The organism is Curtobacterium sp. MCBD17_040 (genome assembly GCF_003234805.2).
GTDB lineage: Bacteria > Actinomycetota > Actinomycetes > Actinomycetales > Microbacteriaceae > Curtobacterium.
In genome coordinates this window covers 2,787,493-2,806,478 of record NZ_CP126273.1, presented here as the reverse complement: position 1 = coordinate 2,806,478, position 18,986 = coordinate 2,787,493, and the positions used below count along the sequence as shown (strand labels likewise).

Here is an 18,986-nt window from a genome sequence, read left to right as displayed (position 1 = left end):
ATGCACGCGCTGGTGGGGAACGCCGAGGACGACGCTGATGTCGCGGATGGTCATCCCGTCGGGCGTGCCGCGTAGCGTGATCTCCATGCGCCCACTCGTCGAGACCGTCGACGTCGAAGGGTGTGTCCTCCGGCTCCGCACCCTGGCCCCCGCCGGCCGTGCTCGCGACACCCTGGCGCCGACGATCGTCCTGGTGCACGGGATCGGCATGTCGCACCGGTCGTTCAAACGCGTGCAGCGGGTGCTCTCGCGCTCGTACCGGACGATCGCGGTCGACCTGCCCGGCTTCGCCGACTCCCCGTCTCCCGGTCGCCGACTCGAGATCGAGGACCTCGCCCGACTCGTCATCACCGCGCTCCGCGCCTGCGACGTCGAGCAGTGTCTGGCGATCGGGCAGTCGATGGGCACGCAGGTCGTCGTCGGGATGGCACTCCAGGACCCGGGCTTCGTGACGTCGGTGGGGCTCATCGGCCCGGTGATCGACGACCGGCGGCGGACGCTCCTGCAGCAGGGGTTCTCGCTCGCGGTCGACGGCATCCGCGAGCGACCGGCGATGAACGCGACGCTCCTCACCGACTACCTCCGGAGCATGCCGACGTACCTGCGGGAGCTCCGGGTGATGATGCGGTACCCGACGCTGCGGTCGGTCGCTGCGCTCGAGGTCCCCGTGCTCGTGATGCGCGGCACCGAGGACCCGGTCGCCCGCCGCGGCTGGGCCGCCCGTGTCGCCGGGGTCGCGCGAGAAGCCGCGTTCATCGAGCTGCCCGGACCGCACCACGTGCAGGACGCCCACCCCGGTGCCGTCGCGGCGATCGTCGACGAGTTCATCCGCGTCCAGACCGTGGGGCAGCTCCGGTGACGGGCGCGACCGGGTGGCGGGACCGGGAGGCGCGGAGCACGCCCGACCCACCTCCCCGCCTGGCCGTGCACCTGCGCGACGCGCGATGGTTCCTCCTCGACTGGTGGTACGCGGCGGTGTGGCAGCTGCGGAGCCTCGGGCCGACGACGGCCGACGACTACCGGAGCGGTGACCGCCAGCCGATCGTCGTGGTGCCGGGCGTGTACGAGACGTGGCACTTCATGCGGCCCCTCATGGACGCGCTGCACGATCACGGGCACCCGGTGTTCGTCGTGACGGCGTTGCGGCACAACCGGCAGTCGGTGCGCGCCGGTGCCCGACTCGTGATGGACCAGATCCGCGCCGAGGACCTCCACGACGTGCTCCTCGTCACCCACAGCAAGGGCGGACTGATCGGCAAGTACGCGATGACCCTGCTGGACGGCGGTGGTCGCGTCGACCGGATGGTCGCCGTGTCGGCCCCGTTCGGCGGCTCGTCGTACGCACGGTTCGCGCCGAACGCGACGCTCCGGGCGTTCTCGGTGCACGACCCGACCCTGGCCGCGCTCCTCGCGGACGTGCACGCGAACGGCCGGATCACCTCGGTCTACGGCGTCTTCGACACGATGATCCCCGAGGGCAGTGCCCTCGTCGGGGCGAAGAACGAGCGCTTGCCCGTCGGCGGGCACTTCCGGATCCTCAGTGATCCGCGCACCTACCGGGCCGTGCTCGACGCCGTCGACCCGGCGGTGTCCTCGGAGCCGCAGTGACCTGGTCGTCGACGTCCTGATGCCCGAACGAGCCGCACGATGACCGCCGTCTGACCGGCCGATTGTCCGCGAAGCGCGGGCAGTACGGTGTCTGGCTGGATCGTGCGTCTCTGGAATTGCCGAACCCTCGCGTGCCCGTGATGATGAGCGGACGATGGAAGGAACCGCCCGTATCACCCGGGAGCGCAGGGTCGCGACGAGCCAGGACGTCGAGCAGGCGCGGGTGTTGTTGCAGACCACGCATCACGCCGTCGGCTGGGACGTCCAGCCCGACGCCGACGGCCGGCCGTTCGGTTTCCGACACACCGTCACCGGGACCGGACTGCTGTCGCTCGCGTCCACCCGGCTGACCGGGATGGTGTCGGGCGAACTCGAGACGTCGGCCGACGAGTACGTCGTCGCGTGGCTCAAGGAGGGCAGCGGCTCCATCGCGGGCCTCGACGTGTCCGAGGGCGAACCCGTCCTCTACCCGACCGGGTCGTTCCCCTTCCGCTACGACGGCTTCGACAAGGACCTGCTCCACGTGGACCGGTCGATCGTCGAGGAGGTCGCGGCGGAACGCGGGGGCTGGGCTCCGGGACCGCTCGGGTTCGACCACGACCACATCCCCACGGGCGACGCCCGCTCGGCGTGGTGGGCCATGGTGCGGCAGGTCGCGGTGACGCTCATCAGCGGTCCCGCGACCGTGACGCTCGACGCGGAGCGCGAGCTGGCGCGGACGGCTGCGGAGGGCCTCCTGGCCGCGTTCCCGCACTGGCCGGTCGTGCCGGCGACGGACCCCGACGGGGTCGGGACGGCCGCGGAAGCCCGGGTCGCTGCCGCCGAGCGCTTCATCCGCGAGCACGCCACGAGCCCGATCGGCATCACCGACGTCGCCGCCGCGGCCGGGATGAGCATGCGCGGGCTGCAGGAGGCGTTCAACCGGACGCATGGGATGACGCCCACCACGTACCTCCGTCGCGTTCGGCTCAGCATGGTGCGGGACCGGTTGCTCGCGGCCGACCACCGCACGGACACCGTCGCCGAGATCGCGGGCGCGCACGGATTCGGCCACAAGGGACGCTTCGCCGCGGCCTACGCCGCCGAGTTCGGCGAGGCCCCGAACACGACGCTGCGCCGCGACGGCTGACCCGACGCGGCGCACGGCGGCGTAACAGGTCGGGCGGATTCGGAGTTGACTCGGGTGCTGATCACCGCTACGGCGAACCCGCCGTGGCGTAGCGGACTAACGCAACACCAGGAGGACCTCTTGATCGGTCTCATCATCAGCTTGATCATCATCGGCCTGATCGCCGGTGCGCTCGCCCGCCTCATCATCCCCGGCCGGCAGTCGATGGGCATCATCGCGACCATCGTGCTCGGCATCATCGGCTCGTTCGTGGGTGGGTTCCTCGGGTTCCTCATCTTCCAGCACGACCCGATGGACGGCTTCTTCCAGCCTGCCGGGATCATCGGGTCGATCATCGGCGCGGTCATCGTGCTGTTCATCTACACGCGGTTCGCGGGGCGCGGGGCTGCTCGCCGCTGACCACCGGTCGCCGGGCTCCCGGTCCTCTGGAGCCTCGAAATCGCAGAACATGCCGCTCACGTGTGAACGTGAGCGGCATGTTCTGCGATCTGGCCGGTCGTTTCGGCACGGTGGCCGGGACCGCCCGGACCGGTCAGGCCTGGGTGACCTCGACCTCCAGGACCGCCCACGACAGCGGCGGCAGGGTGGTGCGGAGCGCGCCGTCCTGGACCGACGCCTGCAGCGGTGTGAGGCCGACGGCGTCCTGCGCCGCCTCGGTGTTCGCGGTGAAGCGGTCCCCGCCCTCGGGGATCGTCAGGACCTCGGCACGCGTGACCTGGCCGGCCGTGAAGCCGCGGAGGGCCACGGTGACGTCCGACGCCTCCTCGAGACCGCGGTTGGCGACGAACACCGCGACGCGGCCGCGGTCGGCGTCGTACGTGACGCTCGCGTCGACGACGTCGGCGTCCCCGTACTGGGACGAGGCGAACCGGTCGCTCCGGACGACGGTGCGGAGGATGTCACCGCGGGCGAGTTCCGCGGTGCGGGCGAACGGCCAGTAGATGGTCTGACGCCACGCGGGACCGTTCTCCTCGCTGCGGATCGGCGCGATCACGTTGACCAGCTGGGCCTGGTTCGCGATCGTGACGCGGTCGCCGTGGCGGAGGAGCGAGTTGAGGAAGGTACCGACGACCACCGCGTCGGTGACGTTGTACTGGTCCTCGATGAGCCGCGGGTGCTCGCGCCACTGGGCCTTGCCGACGACGTGCGGCTGGTCCTCGGTCTCGAGCCCGCGCTGGTACCAGACGTTCCACTCGTCGAACGAGACGTTGACGACCTTGGAGGACTGGCGCTTCGCCTTGACGGCGTCGGCCGTGGCCACGACGGACTCGATGAAGTAGTCCATGTCGTTCGCGCTCGCGAGGAACGACAGCGCGTCGCCGTCGTGCTCCTGGTAGTACGCGTGCATCGAGATGTAGTCGACCTCGTCGTAGGCGTGCGACAGGACCGTGTGCTCCCAGGACCCGAAGGTCGGCATGTGCGAGTTCGACGAGCCGACCGCGACGAGTTCGATCGTCGGGTCGACGAGCTTCATCGCCTTGCCGGCCTCCTGCGCCAGGCGGCCGTACTCGTCGGCGGTCTTGTGGCCGATCTGCCAGGGGCCGTCGAGCTCGTTGCCGAGGTTCCACACGCGGATGTCGAACGGCTCCTCGGCTCCGTTGGCGCGACGCTTGTCCGACCACTCCGTGCCGCCCGGATGGTTCGCGTACTCGACGATGGCACGGGCCTCCTCGACGCCGCGGGTGCCGAGGTTGATGGCCTCCATGACCTCGACCCCCGCCTCCTTGGCCCAGGCGGCGAACTCGTGCAGACCGAAGGCGTTCGTCTCGACCGTGTGCCAGGCGCCGTCGAGCCGGCGGGGACGCTGCTCGACGGGGCCGACCCCGTCCTCCCAGCGGTAGCCGGAGACGAAGTTGCCGCCCGGGTAGCGGACGATCGAGACGCCCATCTCGCGGGTGAGGTCGAGCACGTCGCGGCGGAACCCGTGTTCGTCGGCGCTCGGGTGGCCGGGCTCGTAGATCCCGGTGTAGACGCATCGGCCCATGTGCTCGACGAACGAGCCGAACAGTCGGCGCGGAACGGGACCGACGATGAACTCGCGGTCGACGGTGATGGTTGCGGTGGACATGCGCGATGTGGTCCTCACGTCGTCGTGTGGTGGTGGTCGCTCCCGTTTTACATCGTTGTAACTCGCCTCCACAAGCCACCGTCGGCGCGTCGTGCCGACGGTGGCGAGCGTCGGGGCTCCGCGGTGGGCCGCGCATCCCGCCGGCCGGCCCGCTCATCCGGGGGTGTCAGCCCCGGCGCGGGGCGACGCTCGCACGCTCGACGATGTGGTGCGGCACGACCTGCACGATCCGCGGCGCGTCGGGGTCCTCGATCCGGCGTTCGAGCGCGGTCAGGGCGGCCTCGGCGATCGCGCGCTTGTCGAACGAGACGGTGGTCAGCGACGGCACCGCGAACGAGGCCTCCTCGATGTCATCGAACCCGACCACCGAGACGTCCTCGGGCACGCGGACGCCACGGTCGGCGAGGACGTGGAGCACACCGAGCGCCATGGAGTCCGTGAAGCAGAACACGGCATCCGGCGACCCGTGCTGGTCGAGGAACCGGGACATCGCTGCGGCGGCGGCCGAGGTCGACCACGATCCGACGGCGATCGACAGGGTCGGGTCCTCGCGCAGGCCGGCCTCGCGGAGCGCCGCGCGGTGCCCCTCGTGTCGGGTCTCGCTCGAGGCGGTGCGGAAGGAGTCGTCCGAGGTGCCGAGCAGCACGATCCGTCGATGCCCGGTGGCGATGAGCAGACGGCCGACGTCGCGGCCGGCCGCGAAGCTGTCCACGTGGACCTGGTCCATGTCCTGCGGCTCCACCTCGCCGATCACGACGGTCGGCGGCAGACCCCGCCCGTTCGCCACGACGCTCTCGCCGAGGGTGACCGGATTGAGCACGAGGCCGTCGACCAGGTGGGCCCGCGCCCGCGAGATGAGGTCGATCTCGCGCGCGGGGTCCGACCCGGTCTGGTCGATCTGGACCGCCCAACCGTGCCCGCGCGCCAGCTCGACGAACGCACGGGCGAGCTCGGCCGAGTAGGACGTCCCGAGGTCGGGCAGTGCGAGCGCGATCGTGCCGGACCGGCCGTTGCGCAACCCCCGCGCCGACAGGTTCGGGACGTAGTCGAGTTCGGCGAGGGCCGCCTCCACCCGTTGCCGGGTGTCGGGGCGCACCGGAACACCGCCGTTGATCACGTTGGACACCGTCTTTGGCGACACCCCGGCGAGGGCGGCCACGTCCCGCACCGTCGGACGCATCGCCGTCGAGCCTATCGCCCGCGGGGACCCGGAACGGCGCGCGCGTGAGCGCGGCTCAGACCCGGGCCGTCCGTTCTCTGAGCGGTCGACCAGCTCCCGTGACCCCGCCCGGTCCTCCACACGGGGGACGTGCCCCGCACTGGGGGTCTCGATGCAGGTGAATGGAACCGGCGGCGTCAGTACCTTGGGAGGACTCGGAACCCCGGCATCAGCCGCTGCGACCGAGCCGACCCGAACCCCCTGATCCGACAGGACCGCCGCCGTGTTCGCTGCCGCGACCGCGCGCCATCGCGCGCGCCCGAAGACCGCCCGCCGCCTCGCCGTGCTCGGCGTCGCACTCATGCTCGGCGGTGTGTCCGTCGGGCTCGCCACGACCGCGGCGCAGGCGGCGACCACGACGGCGACGACGCAGTACGCGCAGGAGGCGTTCACGGGCCCCTCGATCGCGGACTCGGGTTCCTTCATGAAGCCGACCCTGCCCGGTGGGACGAACATCGCCTGTCTCACGGCGGGGACGGACACGTCGCAGACCCCGGTCCCGGGCTGCGCCACCACGGCCGTCGACAGCAGCAACGGCGCGCTCCGCCTGACGGACGCGACGGGGACGAAGGTCGGCGGCGTGGGAGCCAAGGGCGCCGTCCCGATCGCCCAGGGCCTCGACGTGACGTTCGACTCCTACCAGTACGGCGGCAACGGCGCGGACGGCATCGCGTTCTACCTCGCTGCCACCGACCCCTACGCGCCGAAGCCGCCGACCCAGACCGGTCCGACGGGTGGATCGCTCGGCTACAGCGCGAACCACGACTACGGCTCGACGGCGAGCGGCCTGCCCTACGGGTACCTCGGGCTCGGACTGGACGCGTACGGCAACTACAAGACCACGACGTACAGCGGGACGAACTGCACCACCGGTGTCGCCTCGAACACCACGAACGGCAAGGCGAACGTCACCGTCCGCGGCCCCGGCAACGGGACGGTCGGCTACTGCTACATCGCGAGCTCCCAGCCCTCGGGTGCCCTGACCAAGGCCACGGTGTCCAGCCGGACGGACGCGGACGTGCCCGTCGAGATCGTCGTGAACACCTCGACGGCGACGGTGATGTCGAAGGGGATGACGGGCGCGAACGGCAGCTCGGTCCTGCCGAGGACCGCCGTCCCCGCGGGCAACTGGGCGATCGTGTACGACTCGATCGACGCCACCGCTGGGCCGCAGACCCTCATGGGCACCCTGCCGAACGTGACCACCTCCGGTGCCACGTTCCCCGCCAGCTGGATCGATCCGTCGACCGGGTACCCGTACAAGCTCACCTACGGGTGGGTCGGGTCGACCGGCGGCTCCTACGACAAGCACGAGGTGAACCAGTTCACCGCGACCTCGCTCACGGGCGCGGTGCCGCAGCTCGCGGCCACGGCGTCCGTGTCGGACCCCTCGCCACAGCGCGGCGACAGCGACACCTACACCGTCACGCCGGCCGTCGCCGCGAGCGGCGGTGCCGAGCAGGGCCTCGTCAAGGTCACCACCCGGTTCGACGCGGGTGCGACGCCGAACGCGGCGGGTGGTTCGGACGGCACCTGGAGCTGCGCGACGGACCCGTCCGACTCCAGCGGTCAGACCGTCGCGTGCACGGACTCCTCGGCCGCCGGCACGCAGCCCGGCACCGCCCTCCCCGCGATCCACATCCCGTACACCGTGAGCGGCGCCGTCGGCACGACCGCCACGATCACCTCGACCGTCGCGTCGACCGACGCCCTCACCACCGCGTCCGCCCACGCGACCGCGACGGTCGCGCACGTCCCGACGGCCCTCCAGGTCTCGGCCTCGCCGGCCTCCATCACGGCCGGGGGTGCCACGACGGTGACGGCCGCCGTCACCACGACCGGCAGCCCGAGCGGCACGATCACGGCCGCGACCGGCACCGTGACGTTCACGCAGGGCGGCACGACCGTGTGCAGGGCGGTCCCCGTCGCGAACGGCACCGCGTCGTGCTCCGTCGTCGAGAGCGCCGCCGGTCCGCACGTCGTGACCGCGACCTACTCGGGCGACACCACACGCTCCGGGTCCACGGGCACGGCGTCCGTCGACGTCGCGCTCCGCTCCTCGGCGTTCACCGTCGGCGCCTCACCGGCTCAGACCACGCGCGTCGGCGTCGAGCCGACCTACAGCGCGACCGGGCTGCCCTCGGGTGCGACCGGGACCGTGACGTTCCTCGTCGACGGCACCGCCGCCTGCACCGCCGACGCGAGTACCACGACGCCCTCGTGCACGCAGCCCACCACGCTGCCGCTCGGCGACCACGTCGTGACCGCCCGGTACTCCGGCGACGGCGCGACCGCCGCCTCCACGGCCACGAACACCGCGACCGTGCACGTCGGCCAGGCAGCCACGAGCTCGGCCACGACCGTCGACGGTCACACCACCGCGACCACGACGTACGGTGACGTCCCCACGTTCGCCGTGACGGGCCTCCCGTCCGACGCCGCGGGCACCGTGTCGTTCCGCGACGCGTCCGCGGACACCGGGTCCGCCGACGCGCCCGCGCTGTGCCAGGTGACGCTGCCCGACACGTCCTGCACGCCGACGAGCACGCTCGACGCCGGTGCGCACCGCATCGTCGCGACCTACGCCGGCACGACCGACGGTGACTACGCCGGCGGCACGTCCTCCGTCGCGACGCTCACGGTCGACCGGGTGCCGGCCGTCCCGATGACCACCACCGTGAGCGACCCGACCCCGACCTTCGGCGACGAGCTCACCCTGTCGGCGACGGGCACACCCGCCGCAGCCACCGGCACCATCGCGTTCACCGACGAGAGCGGCGCCCCGCTGTGCACCGTGCACCTGCCCGCGACCTCGTGCACCACGACCGCGCTGGCCGCCGGGGACCACACGGTCAGCGCGAGCTGGGACGGCGACACCGACCACGTGGGCGGTTCGAGCGACCCGGTCGCCGTGCACGTGGCGAAGGCCACCGCCGCCATCGGCGTGACGGCCGACGGCCACACGAGCGACGCCGACACCGTGACCTACGGGACGACCGCGCGCCTGACCGCCACGGGCCTCCCGAGCGGCGCCGCCAGCGACAGCGTCATCCGGTTCGCGACGACCGGTGGCACCGTGCTCGGCACGGCCACGGCCGGGAGGCCCAGCATCGACACCGACGCCGCCCTCACCGCCGGCAGGTACCGGGTCATCGCGCACTGGGTCGGCGACGACGACCACGAGGCCGTCGACAGCCCGGTCGTGACGCTCGTCGTCCAGCGCGCCACCACGGCGATCGGGGCGACCATCGACGGCGGCAGCACGAGTTCCGTGGACTACGGCGACACGGCCGCGCTCGCCGTGACGGACCTGCCCGCCGGTGCGTCGGGCACCGTCACGTGGGCGACGAGCGACGGGCTGGCGCTCGGCTCGGCGGACGTGCGCGACGGCGCAGCTGCCACCACGGTCACACCGTCGACCCTGCACAAGGGCAGCTACGCGATCACCGCGACGTACACGGGCGACACCGACCACGTCGGCAGCACGAGCCCGGCGGTCCAGCTCGTCGTCGCCGCGAGGTCGAGCAGCATCACCGCGAGCGTCAGCGACGACCATCCCGTCCACGGCACGCCGGTCACCCTGACCGTCGCCGGCATCGCTCCGGGTGCCACCGGGACCGTGACGTTCACCGACGACGACCACCAGGTCCTCTGCTCCGTGCAGCTCCCCGCGCTCTCGTGCACGACCTCGGCCGCGCTGGGCGCCGGGACCCACACGGTGACGACGACGTTCGTCCCGGGCGACGACGACCACGCGCCCGCCACGGCGACGCAGACCCTGACGATCACGGTCGCCAAGGCGCCCACGGCCGTCGCCGTCGTGCCGGGCAGTGGTGGCACGGGCGCCGGGGGTGGGAGCGGCAGCGGGACCGGGAGCGGCAGCGGGAGCGGCTCGGGTGGCGGTGGTGCGGGCGGCGGCAGCGGCGCTGGTCTCGGCACGATCGACACCACCTACGGCACCGGCGTGGTGTTGACCCCGACCGGGCTGCCCGCCGGCGCCACGGGCACGGTCACGTTCACCGACGACGCCGGCACGACCCTCTGCACCGTGCAACTCGGGCGCGCGACGAGCTGCACCACGGTCACCGACCTGCCGACCGGCACACACCAGGTCACGCCCGTCTACTCGGGTGACGCCGATCACGACGGCTCGACCGGCACGCCCATCACCATGCACGTGGCGCGGGCCGCGACCGCGGTCACGGTGCACGCTGCAGCGTCGAGCACCACGTGGGGCGACACGGTCACCCTGGCGATCGGTGGCCTGCCCGCGCACGCCACCGGTACGGTCACCCTGCGCGTCGACCACCGGGTGCTCTGCACGCTGACGCTCCCGCACACCACGTGCTCGACCGCGGGCATCGTGCCCGGCTCGGACACGGTCGCGGCAGCGTACACGGGCGACGACTCGTACGGACCCTCGTCGGCGACGACGGCGATCGTCGTGACGGCGATCCACACGGTCGAGCCGATCGTGGTCCCGTCGAAGGCGACTGGGTCCTTCACGGCCACCTGGAAGCCGATCCCCGGTGCCACGGCCTACCGGATCGTCGTCTCCGCGAGCAGCGACCTCGCCCACGCGGTCGCGTCGCGCACCCTCGGTGCCGGTGCCACGACTGCCGTGTTCACCGGCCTCGACCCCGACACGACGTACTCGTACCGGGTCGAGGCGCTGAACCCCGACGGCGTCGTACTCGGCATCCACGACGCGGTCGCCCGGACAGCGGTCGCCGCGGTCGTGTCCGTCGGGCAGCTCGCGTTCACCGGGTCGGACATCGCGGTCGGCATGGTCGGCCTCGGCGCGCTGCTCCTCGTGCTCGCCGGCGCCCTGCTCGTCACCGCGAACCGGCTCCGCGAGCGGCGGCCGGGCCCGATGCGGCGGAGCGGTACGGTCTGACCCTGCGTCCCCGGCGGTCGGGTCTCCCCGTCGCCGGGGCGAGTGCCGACGACGAGTGCGCGGTCGGACGACCGCGCACTCGTCGTCCGTGCGCGCGCGTTCCCGCGTGCTCGTTCTCGGGCGTCGCTACCGGGAGGCGCGGTGCGCGTAGGTGACGTAGGGCACCGCGATCACGTCACCGGAGAGCGCGGGGTCACCGTCCAGGAGGTCCTCGATCCGACCGAGCAAGGCCTGGCGCTCCGCCGCCTCGAGCGTGCTCACGTAGCTGCGGGACGCCACCATCGCCAGGAACTCCTCCCGGCTCTGCTCGTGCACCCAGCGGACCTCGTGCCGCTCGTGCCTGGCGAACGGCGGCGCGAACGCCGGGTGCTCGACGCCCATCACGCGCTCACCCGGCTGGTGCATGAGGGCGCTCATGCGTGCGACCCACGGCACGGTCTCGTCCCGGAGGTTCCAGACGAGCCCGAGCGTGCCGTCCGGCCGGAGCACCCGGCCGATCTCCCGCGACGCCGCGACCGGGTCCATCCAGTGCCACGCCTGGGCCACGACCACGGCGTCGGCCCAGTCGTCCTCCAGCGGGATCGCCTCGCCCGTGCCCTCGAGCACCGGTACGTCCGGGAGCACCCGCGCGAGTGCAGTACGCATACCGGGATCGGGCTCGACCGCGAGGACCTCGGCGGCGAGCGTCGTCAGCACCCTCGTCGCCTTGCCGGTCCCGGCACCGAGGTCGACCACGCGCGACGCGCCAGGCGGTAGCACCCAGGCGATCGCTTCGGCGGGGTAGCCGGGACGCCCCCGTTCGTACACGTCGGCGATGGCGCCGAACGACAAGGCGTTCCGGTCATGGTGCTCGTCGTGCTGCATGCCGACAGCCTCGCACGTGGTCACGCGACCGGAGCGGCCGGTCGGACGCCCTGAACCACCGCCCGCTCGGTCGCCCCGGTCGTGCTCGCACGCTTCGTGGCGGACGCGTCCGCGCTCAGTCGAGGACCGGTTGACCCACCGCGATGCGCCGAGCGTCGTCACGCAGCCGACGGAACTCGGCGATCGCCTCGTCGTCGGAGATGACGGCTGCCTCGAACCGGTCGCCGACGGCCAGCAGTCGGAGCCGCTCCCGCGCCGCCTGCGCGGGATCCATGCTGGACGCGTCGTCGATCGCCTCGTTCGCCTCGAGGCGCGCGAGCAGTGTGGCGCGGTTCCAGCGGTGCAGTGCGAAGGCCATCTCGGTTCCGTTCCCCGTAGCGGAGCTCGACAACGTCCGCGCACGGACGCCGCCCGACCACCGGGCGTGCTCATCACGCTAGACCGACTGGACGGCCGGACAGTCGCTCGGCGACGAAGACTCGGTGACCGCACGGCCCGACGTAACACCCCCGAAAGACGCGGACACATGCCGGAAAAAGCGGGGGTCGTGACGGCGCTCCGACGGGGGGCACGGGTCCCCAGAACGGCTGACACGGCAGGTCGTCCGGCACGCCGATCGGGGTTCAGACCGACGCGAGCACCTTCGCGATCCGCTGCAGGCTCACCGTCTCGGCGGGCCGGAGCTCTTGGGCGAACAGGGAGATCCGGAACTCCTCGAGCATCCACCGTGCGTGCACGAGCTCGGCGGGCGCACCGGGCTGCGGCGGGAAGGTCCCCCCGGCCTCGAGGTACCGGGTCGTGGCGGTCTCGACGTCCCGCAACCAGGCACGGTCCCGGCCGGGGTTCTGCTGGAGCTTCGCCACCCGGGCCTCGACACCCTGCAGGTACACGCGGAGTCGACGCAGCCGGTCGATCCCCGTCGCCGCGACGAAGCCCGGGAACACGAGCCGTTCCATCTGCTGCCGCATGTCCGTCAGCGCCGGGAGCAGGGCCATCGACGTGGCGGCCTTCAACGCGCGCTCGGCACCACGCCACGCCGTGAGGACGGCCGCGACCTCGGACACCGCTCCGAACATGGTGTCCACCACGGTCGCCGACACGGCGTCCCGGGTCGCCTCGAACTCCGCACGCGTGAACACCAGCCCGTCCGGGTGCCGTCGCCGCACGCCGGCGTCCACCACCGCCGCGAGGACGTCGTCGAAGAGCGCCGTCGTCGACGGGTACGGACTCGTCGCGAGGGCGAGCTTCTCCTGCGCGGTCAGGTGCGACTGGATGTAGCTCACCGGACTCGGCACGGCGAGCATGACGAGTCGACGGACCCCCGCTGGCATCTGCACCGCCCGGTCGGCTGCCGTCGCGAGCAGCCGGACCGCCACCGACTTCCCCTCGTCGACCAGTGCCGGGTACGCGCGGATCGTGCCGCCGGCCTGGCGAGTGTCCAGCACCTGGGGCAGGTCGGCCTCGGGCCAGGTGGTGAGTCCGGAGCGCTCCGCGGTCCCGGGGACCGGAGCCGCGCCTCCCGATCGGGAGGGACGGCTCGCCGCCCGCGCGACGCTCGCCTGCGTCCGCTCCTTGAGCTGCTCCTGCAGCGTCCCGAGCGCCTTGCCGGACCCGACGCGGCGGCCGCGCTCGTCGACGACCGTGTACGTGGGCAGGAGGTGCGGTGGCACGCGCTCCATGTCGAAGTCGGCCTCGGTCACCGGCACGTGCACCATGCGCTGGATCGCCGCGGCGAGCGTCGAGCGGAACGACTCGGTCGGCTCGGCCGGCGCGTCGTCCGGCAGCACCGCCACGAGCTTCTCCGCCCAGTCGGCCGCGGGCACCACGTTCTTGCGGATCTGCTTCGGGAGCGCCCGGATGAGCGCCGTCACGAGCTCCTTCCGCAGCCCCGGCACCTGCCAGTCGAAGCCGTCCTCGCGCATGCGGGGGAGCAGCGGCAGGGGCACCTGCACGGACACGCCGTCGTCCTCGGCGCCCGGCTCGAACCGGTAGCGGAGCGCCAGACGCTGGTCGCCCTGTCGCCACTGCGTCGGGTACTCGGACTCGTCCTGCGCAGCCTCGGCGGCGGACTCGTCGAGCAGGTCCTCTCGGCGCATCGTCAGCAGGTCCGGGCGGTCCCGGCGCTCTCGGCGCCACCAGCCCTCGAACCCCCGGGTGGTCGCGACGTCGGCGGGTACCCGGGCGTCGTAGAAGTCGAACACGCGCTCGTCGTCGAGCAGGATGTCGCGGCGGCGGGTGCGCTCCTCGAGTTGCTCGAGTTCCTTCCGGAGCCTGCGGTTCGCCCGGTCGAACGCCTGCGGGGAGTCCCACTCGCCCTCGACCAGGGCATGCCGGATGAACAGCTCGCGTGCGTGCACCGGGTCGATGCGGGCGTACTGCACGCGCCGTCGCGCGACGATCGGCACGCCGAACAGCGTCACGCGCTCGTAGGCCACGACGGCGCCCTGTTTCTTCTCCCAGTGGGGTTCCCCGTAGGTGCGCTTGAGGAGGTCCCCGGCGAGCGGTTCCGCCCAGGCCGGGTCGATCCTCCCGACCGTGCGCGCGAAGAGGCGACTCGTCTCGACGAGTTCGGCGGCCATCACCGCATCCGGCTGCTTCTTCGCCAGCACGCTCCCGGGGAACAGGACGAAGCGGGTGTTGCGCGAACCGAGGTAGTCGCGCTTCTCTCGGTCCCGCAACCCGATCTGACTGAGCAGGCCCGACAGCAGCGCGCGGTGGACGGCGTCCGGGTCGTCCTTGCGTTCCGTCCCGACGTGCACCCCGACCTGCTTGGCGGCCCGTGACAACTGCCGGTACAGGTCCTGCCACTCGCGGATCCGCAGGTAGTTGAGGAACTCGGAGCGGACCTCGCGGCGGAACGCACTCGAGCTGAGCTCCGTCTGCCGGTCCTCGATGTGGTTCCAGAGCGTCAGGAGGGTCAGGAAGTCACTCGTCGGATCGGAGAACCGTGCATGCAGCTGGTCGGCACGGGCCCGCTGCTCGAGCGGGCGTTCCCTCGGGTCCTGGATGCTCAGGGAGGCGACGATCGCGATGACCTCGCGGCCGACGCCCTGCCGGCCCGCCTCGAGCACCATGCGTCCGAGGCGGGGGTCGATCGGCAATCGGGTCAGCTGCTGGCCCGTGCGGGTGATCGCGCCCTGCTTGTCCACGGCCTGGAGCTCGCGGAGCAGGTCGAGGCCGTCCTTGACGCCCCGCGAGTCCGGGGGTTGCAGGAACGGGAACGCGCCGATGTCGCCGAAGCCGAGCGAGATCATCTGCAGGATCACCGCGGCCAGGTTCGTGCGGAGGATCTCGGGGTCCGTGTACTCGGGGCGGCGGGCGAAGTCGTCCTCGGAGTAGAGGCGGATCGCGATGCCCGGGCTCGTGCGGCCGGACCGGCCCGACCGCTGGTTCGCGCTCGCCTGCGAGATCGCCTCGATCGGCAGCCGCTGCACCTTCGCACGTGGGGAGTACCGCGAGATGCGCGCGGTGCCGGTGTCCACGACGTATCGGATCCCGGGCACGGTCAAGCTCGTCTCGGCGACGTTCGTCGCGAGCACCACGCGCCTGCGGACGCCCGGCGTGCTGCTCCGCTGGAACACCCGATGTTGGTCCGCCGCGGACAGCCGCCCGTACAGCGGCAGGACCTCGGTGCCCGGGTACCGCTTGCCCTCGATGGCGTCCTGGGCGTCGCGGATCTCGTTCTCGCCGGACAGGAACACGAGCACGTCGCCGGGTTCCTCGCGCGCCAGTTCCTCGAGCGCGTCCGTGATGCCCTGCAGGAAGTCGCGGTCGTCGGGGGAGCCGACGCGGGTACTCCGCCCGGCGTCACCGGTGCGTGCGTCGTCCTCGTCGAGCTCGGCGTCCACGTCGGCGTCGGCGTCGGTGCCGTCCTCGGCGACGAGGGGCCGGTAGCGGATCTCGACCGGGAACGTCCGGCCCGAGACCTCGATGATCGGAGCCCCGTCGAAGTGCCGGGAGAACGACGCGGGGTCGATCGTCGCGCTCGTGATGATCACCTTGAGGTCGGGGCGCCGCGGCAACAGCCGCTTCAGGTACCCGAGCAGGAAGTCGATCGTCAACGACCGCTCGTGCGCCTCGTCGATGATGATCGTGTCGTAGCGCTGGAGGTCGCGGTCGTGGTGGATCTCGTTGAGCAGGATCCCGTCGGTCATGAGCTTGACCCGGGTGTTCGCCGAGACCTTGTCGGTGAACCGCACCTGGTACCCGACGAGGTCGCCGAGGTCGCTCCCGAGCTCCTCGGCCACGCGCTCCGCGATGGTCCGCGCCGCGATCCGCCGTGGCTGGGTGTGTCCGATGTGCTCGCGTCCGAGTTCGAGGCAGATCTTCGGCAGCTGCGTCGTCTTGCCGGACCCGGTCGCGCCGGCGACGATGACGACCTGGTGGTCGCGGATCGCGGCGGCGATGTCGTCGCGTCGCTGCGACACGGGAAGGTCCGGCGGGTACGAGATCGCGATCGGGGTGGTCGGCATGAGCCCTCCAGTCTACGTCGCGTGGCTCCACCCGGGGGTCCGCGGGGTCGTGGCGGCCTGCGGTGGCCGGGGAGCGGTCCGGTCAGGCGGACAGGCTCGCTGCGAGTGCGTCGATCGTCCGCGCCGGTAACGCGCAGACCATGTCGTGACACACGTAGGCCGCGGGGGCGAGCGCATCGCGGTCGACGAACAGCTCGAAGCCCGCAGCGGCGAAGGCGCGGGCCTGCTCGGGTGTCACCACCGCGACGAGCGTGCCGGGACGTCGCTCGGCCACGCCGCGACGGGCCATCGGGTCGTCGGGGTGCTCGACCACCACGACGACCTCGCGACTCGGACGAGCGAGCTCGAGCGCGAGCGCGAGTGCATCGGCGTGGCCGAGGGGTTGCCGCAGTCCGTCGTTCGCCCGGCCGGCGACCAGCTGAGCGGCGATGGAGCGGTACCGGGAGTCGCCGGTCAACTCCGCGAGGCGGGCAGCCGCACCCGCGAGTCCCATCGAGCCGCTCCGCAGCGCCGTCTGGGGTTGCTCGCCGGCATCGGTGCCTGCGGCCGCGAGGACCGGATCCGCACCCACCACCACCCGAGCCCGGCCCGTGTCGTCGAGCGTGACGGCATCGTCGACGATGGTCCGCGCCGCCGTCGCGTACCGGGCTTCTCCGCTGGCGAGCGCGAGCTCGGCCAGCCCCTCGGCGAACAGCCCGATGTCCTCGAGTGCGGGTCCCGCGGCGGAGGGTCCCCGGGGCGTCGAGGACCGGATGACGACCGCACCGTCGCGGAGGTGTGTCGCGAGGAGACGGTCAGCGGCGCTGCGAGCGTCCTCGATCATGGTGGGATCCGCGAGCGCCGCCCCGGCGATCGCGAGGGCACGGATGGCGAGTCCGTTCCAGCCGGTGAGCACGTGGTCGTCGAGCGGCGGCGGGTCGAGCCGAGCGCGACCCGCGGCGTCCTCGCGGTACCACGCACCCTCGACGCGTCGGCCGTCGATGGTGCTCTCGCTGTCCTGCGCCGCGACGAACACACCGTCCGCCGTCCGCAGCACGGCGTGCAGGAACCGGGCGATGCCGCGCGCGAGCTGCGGGGCGATGCCCCCGGGGCGATGTCGGGCGAGGGCACCAGCGGTCGCGAGCAGCCCCGCGTTGTCGTACAGCATCCGCTCGTAGTGCGGCACGCTCCAGTCACGCCGGGTGGCGTAGCGGAAGACGCCGCCGTCGAGGGGGTCGAGGAGGTCGGACCCGGCGATCGCGGTCAGGGTTCGTTCCGCCAGGTCGAGCGCCTGCGCGTCGCCGTCGGCACCGGCATCGACGAGGAACTCGAGCAACGGCGCGTTCGGGAACTTCGGGGCCGACCCGAAGCCACCGAACTCCCGGTCCTCGGCCTCCGCCAGTCGGTCCACGACCGCGTGCACCGCCGACGGATCCGGGAGGGCCGTGGCGGGGCCGCCCCGAGCCTCCGAACCGGCGTCGTCCGCGCCGCCACCCGCCTGTGACTGTGCGGTGATGGCGGCGGCGATGCCGTCGGCGTTCTGGTCGACCTCGTCCCGCCGGTCCGTCCAGGCCTCGCGCACCGCGCCGAGCACCTGCCGGAACGAGGGGTGGCCCTGCACGGGTTCGGGCGGGAAGTAGGTGCCCGCGTAGAACACCCGGCCCCCCGGTGTCATGAAGACGCTGAGCGGCCAGCCGAGGTTCTGGGTGAACGCGCTCGCGCCGATCATGGCGCTGGAGTCGACGTCCGGGCGCTCTTCGCGGTCGACCTTGACCGACACGAAGTCCCGACGGAGTTCGTCGGCGATCGCCGGGTCGGAGAACGACTCACGGGCCATGACGTGGCACCAGTGACAGGTGGCGTAGCCAATCGACACGAACACGGGGACGTCGCGCTCCGCGGCCTCGGCGAACGCCTCCGTGCCCCACTCCCGCCAGTCCACGGGGTTGTCGGCATGGGCTCGCAGGTAGGGACTGACGGCGGTGCCGAGACGGTTGTCGCTCATGGGCCCAGCCTTGCACCGAGGCCGCGCGCGTGGTCCCAGGCCAACGCGCGCTGTGGACCGCAACCGGTCCGACCGACGCTGTGGACGTCGTGCGGGGAACCGAGGAGGGCAGCCTCCGGTAACTCCGTCCGGTCGTCGCGGACCGGCGCGCGCCGCGATCAGATGGCGCCAGCGGGACCGAACGGGACGAAGGACCGAGCAGCACGTGCCCACTCGGCGTCGAGCGTCCCGACGTCGAGCGCGGCGAGGGTGTTCATGAGCATCCCGAGCCCAATGAAGGTCTTGACGGGCACGTCCTCCATCCCCGACCGTTCGGCCACCGTGCCCCACAATCGGCCGAACGCGTCCTGCATCGCCGCGCGGACCGCCGGGTCCGCGCACGCCGCGAACCCCTGCATCTGCAGCAACAGCCGGTCCCGGTCCCCGAGCATCTCGACGTAGGCGTCGCCCATCGCCGTGAGTGCATCGGGGCCGGTGGCTCCCGCCGCCGCAGCGACCATGCCCTCGGTGAGGCGGTCGCAGGCGGCGACGACGACATCGATGAACAGGGCGCGCTTGTTGCCGAAGAGCCGGAAGACGTACGCCTCGCTGATGCCGACCTCGCGCGCGATGGTGTCGATCGATACCCCGTGCAGTCCCGAGCGGGCGAACGCCACGGTCGCTGCTCGGCGGATCTGATCGCGTCGTTCGTCGGCGGTTCCGCGACCGGCCATGGCGCCCTCCTGAAGTCCGTGCTGTCACTTGT

12 protein-coding genes are annotated in these 18,986 nt (G+C 72.2%); 5 read left to right on the top strand and 7 right to left on the bottom strand.

The window, feature by feature from the left end:
* Positions 1–85: 85 nt before the first annotated feature.
* The 4 genes from DEI94_RS13090 (at position 86) to DEI94_RS13075 (ending at position 3,136) form a co-directional block, all read left to right on the top strand.
* Positions 86–859 (top strand): alpha/beta fold hydrolase, encoded by a 774-nt coding sequence (locus DEI94_RS13090; RefSeq protein WP_181436105.1) that lies wholly within the window; start codon positions 86–88, stop codon positions 857–859.
* Positions 856–1,608 (top strand): esterase/lipase family protein, encoded by a 753-nt coding sequence (locus DEI94_RS13085; RefSeq protein ID WP_258370214.1) that lies wholly within the window; start codon positions 856–858, stop codon positions 1,606–1,608. Before DEI94_RS13090 ends, DEI94_RS13085 begins: the two co-directional genes overlap by 4 nt.
* A 154-nt stretch (positions 1,609–1,762) precedes the next feature.
* On the top strand, positions 1,763–2,737 hold the full coding sequence (locus DEI94_RS13080) for an AraC family transcriptional regulator (RefSeq protein ID WP_111026328.1): 975 nt from the start codon (positions 1,763–1,765) through the stop codon (positions 2,735–2,737).
* A 120-nt stretch (positions 2,738–2,857) separates the two neighbouring features.
* Positions 2,858–3,136: a GlsB/YeaQ/YmgE family stress response membrane protein gene (locus DEI94_RS13075; protein ID WP_111011159.1), complete on the top strand. Its 279-nt coding sequence runs from the start codon at positions 2,858–2,860 to the stop codon at positions 3,134–3,136.
* A 133-nt stretch (positions 3,137–3,269) separates the two neighbouring features.
* Here DEI94_RS13075 and arfA read toward each other — a convergent pair whose 3' ends face one another.
* Both arfA and DEI94_RS13065 read right to left on the bottom strand, forming a co-directional pair.
* Positions 3,270–4,805 carry an arabinosylfuranosidase ArfA gene (gene arfA, locus DEI94_RS13070; protein WP_111026329.1) on the bottom strand — a complete coding sequence of 512 codons (1,536 nt, stop codon included), beginning with the start codon at positions 4,803–4,805 and terminating at the stop codon, positions 3,270–3,272.
* A 166-nt stretch (positions 4,806–4,971) separates the two neighbouring features.
* Positions 4,972–5,985, bottom strand: a complete 1,014-nt coding sequence (locus DEI94_RS13065; RefSeq protein WP_111026330.1) for a LacI family DNA-binding transcriptional regulator — start codon at positions 5,983–5,985, stop codon at positions 4,972–4,974.
* A 262-nt stretch (positions 5,986–6,247) separates the two neighbouring features.
* Between DEI94_RS13065 and DEI94_RS13060 the strand changes: the two genes are divergently transcribed.
* Positions 6,248–10,921, top strand: coding sequence for an Ig-like domain repeat protein (locus DEI94_RS13060; protein ID WP_111026331.1), 4,674 nt, complete (start codon positions 6,248–6,250; stop codon positions 10,919–10,921).
* Between the two features lie 126 nt (positions 10,922–11,047).
* Here the strand turns inward: DEI94_RS13060 and DEI94_RS13055 are convergent, their stop codons facing one another.
* The 5 genes from DEI94_RS13055 to DEI94_RS13035 all read right to left on the bottom strand — a co-directional run bounded on the left by DEI94_RS13055 (position 11,048) and on the right by DEI94_RS13035 (position 18,954).
* Complete coding sequence (locus tag DEI94_RS13055) at positions 11,048–11,785, bottom strand: class I SAM-dependent methyltransferase (RefSeq protein ID WP_111026421.1); 738 nt, start codon at positions 11,783–11,785, stop codon at positions 11,048–11,050.
* A gap of 115 nt (positions 11,786–11,900) precedes the next feature.
* Entirely contained in the window at positions 11,901–12,143 is a 243-nt protein-coding gene (locus tag DEI94_RS13050) for a hypothetical protein (RefSeq protein WP_111011163.1), read from the bottom strand.
* A gap of 265 nt (positions 12,144–12,408) precedes the next feature.
* Positions 12,409–16,257 (bottom strand): ATP-dependent RNA helicase HrpA, encoded by a 3,849-nt coding sequence (gene hrpA / locus DEI94_RS13045; protein ID WP_111026332.1) that lies wholly within the window; start codon positions 16,255–16,257, stop codon positions 12,409–12,411.
* Positions 16,258–16,339: 82 nt separating this feature from the next.
* Complete coding sequence (locus DEI94_RS13040) at positions 16,340–18,241, bottom strand: thioredoxin domain-containing protein (RefSeq protein ID WP_111026333.1); 1,902 nt, start codon at positions 18,239–18,241, stop codon at positions 16,340–16,342.
* A gap of 158 nt (positions 18,242–18,399) precedes the next feature.
* Positions 18,400–18,954 (bottom strand): TetR/AcrR family transcriptional regulator, encoded by a 555-nt coding sequence (locus DEI94_RS13035; RefSeq protein ID WP_111026334.1) that lies wholly within the window; start codon positions 18,952–18,954, stop codon positions 18,400–18,402.
* Positions 18,955–18,986 lie beyond the last annotated feature (32 nt).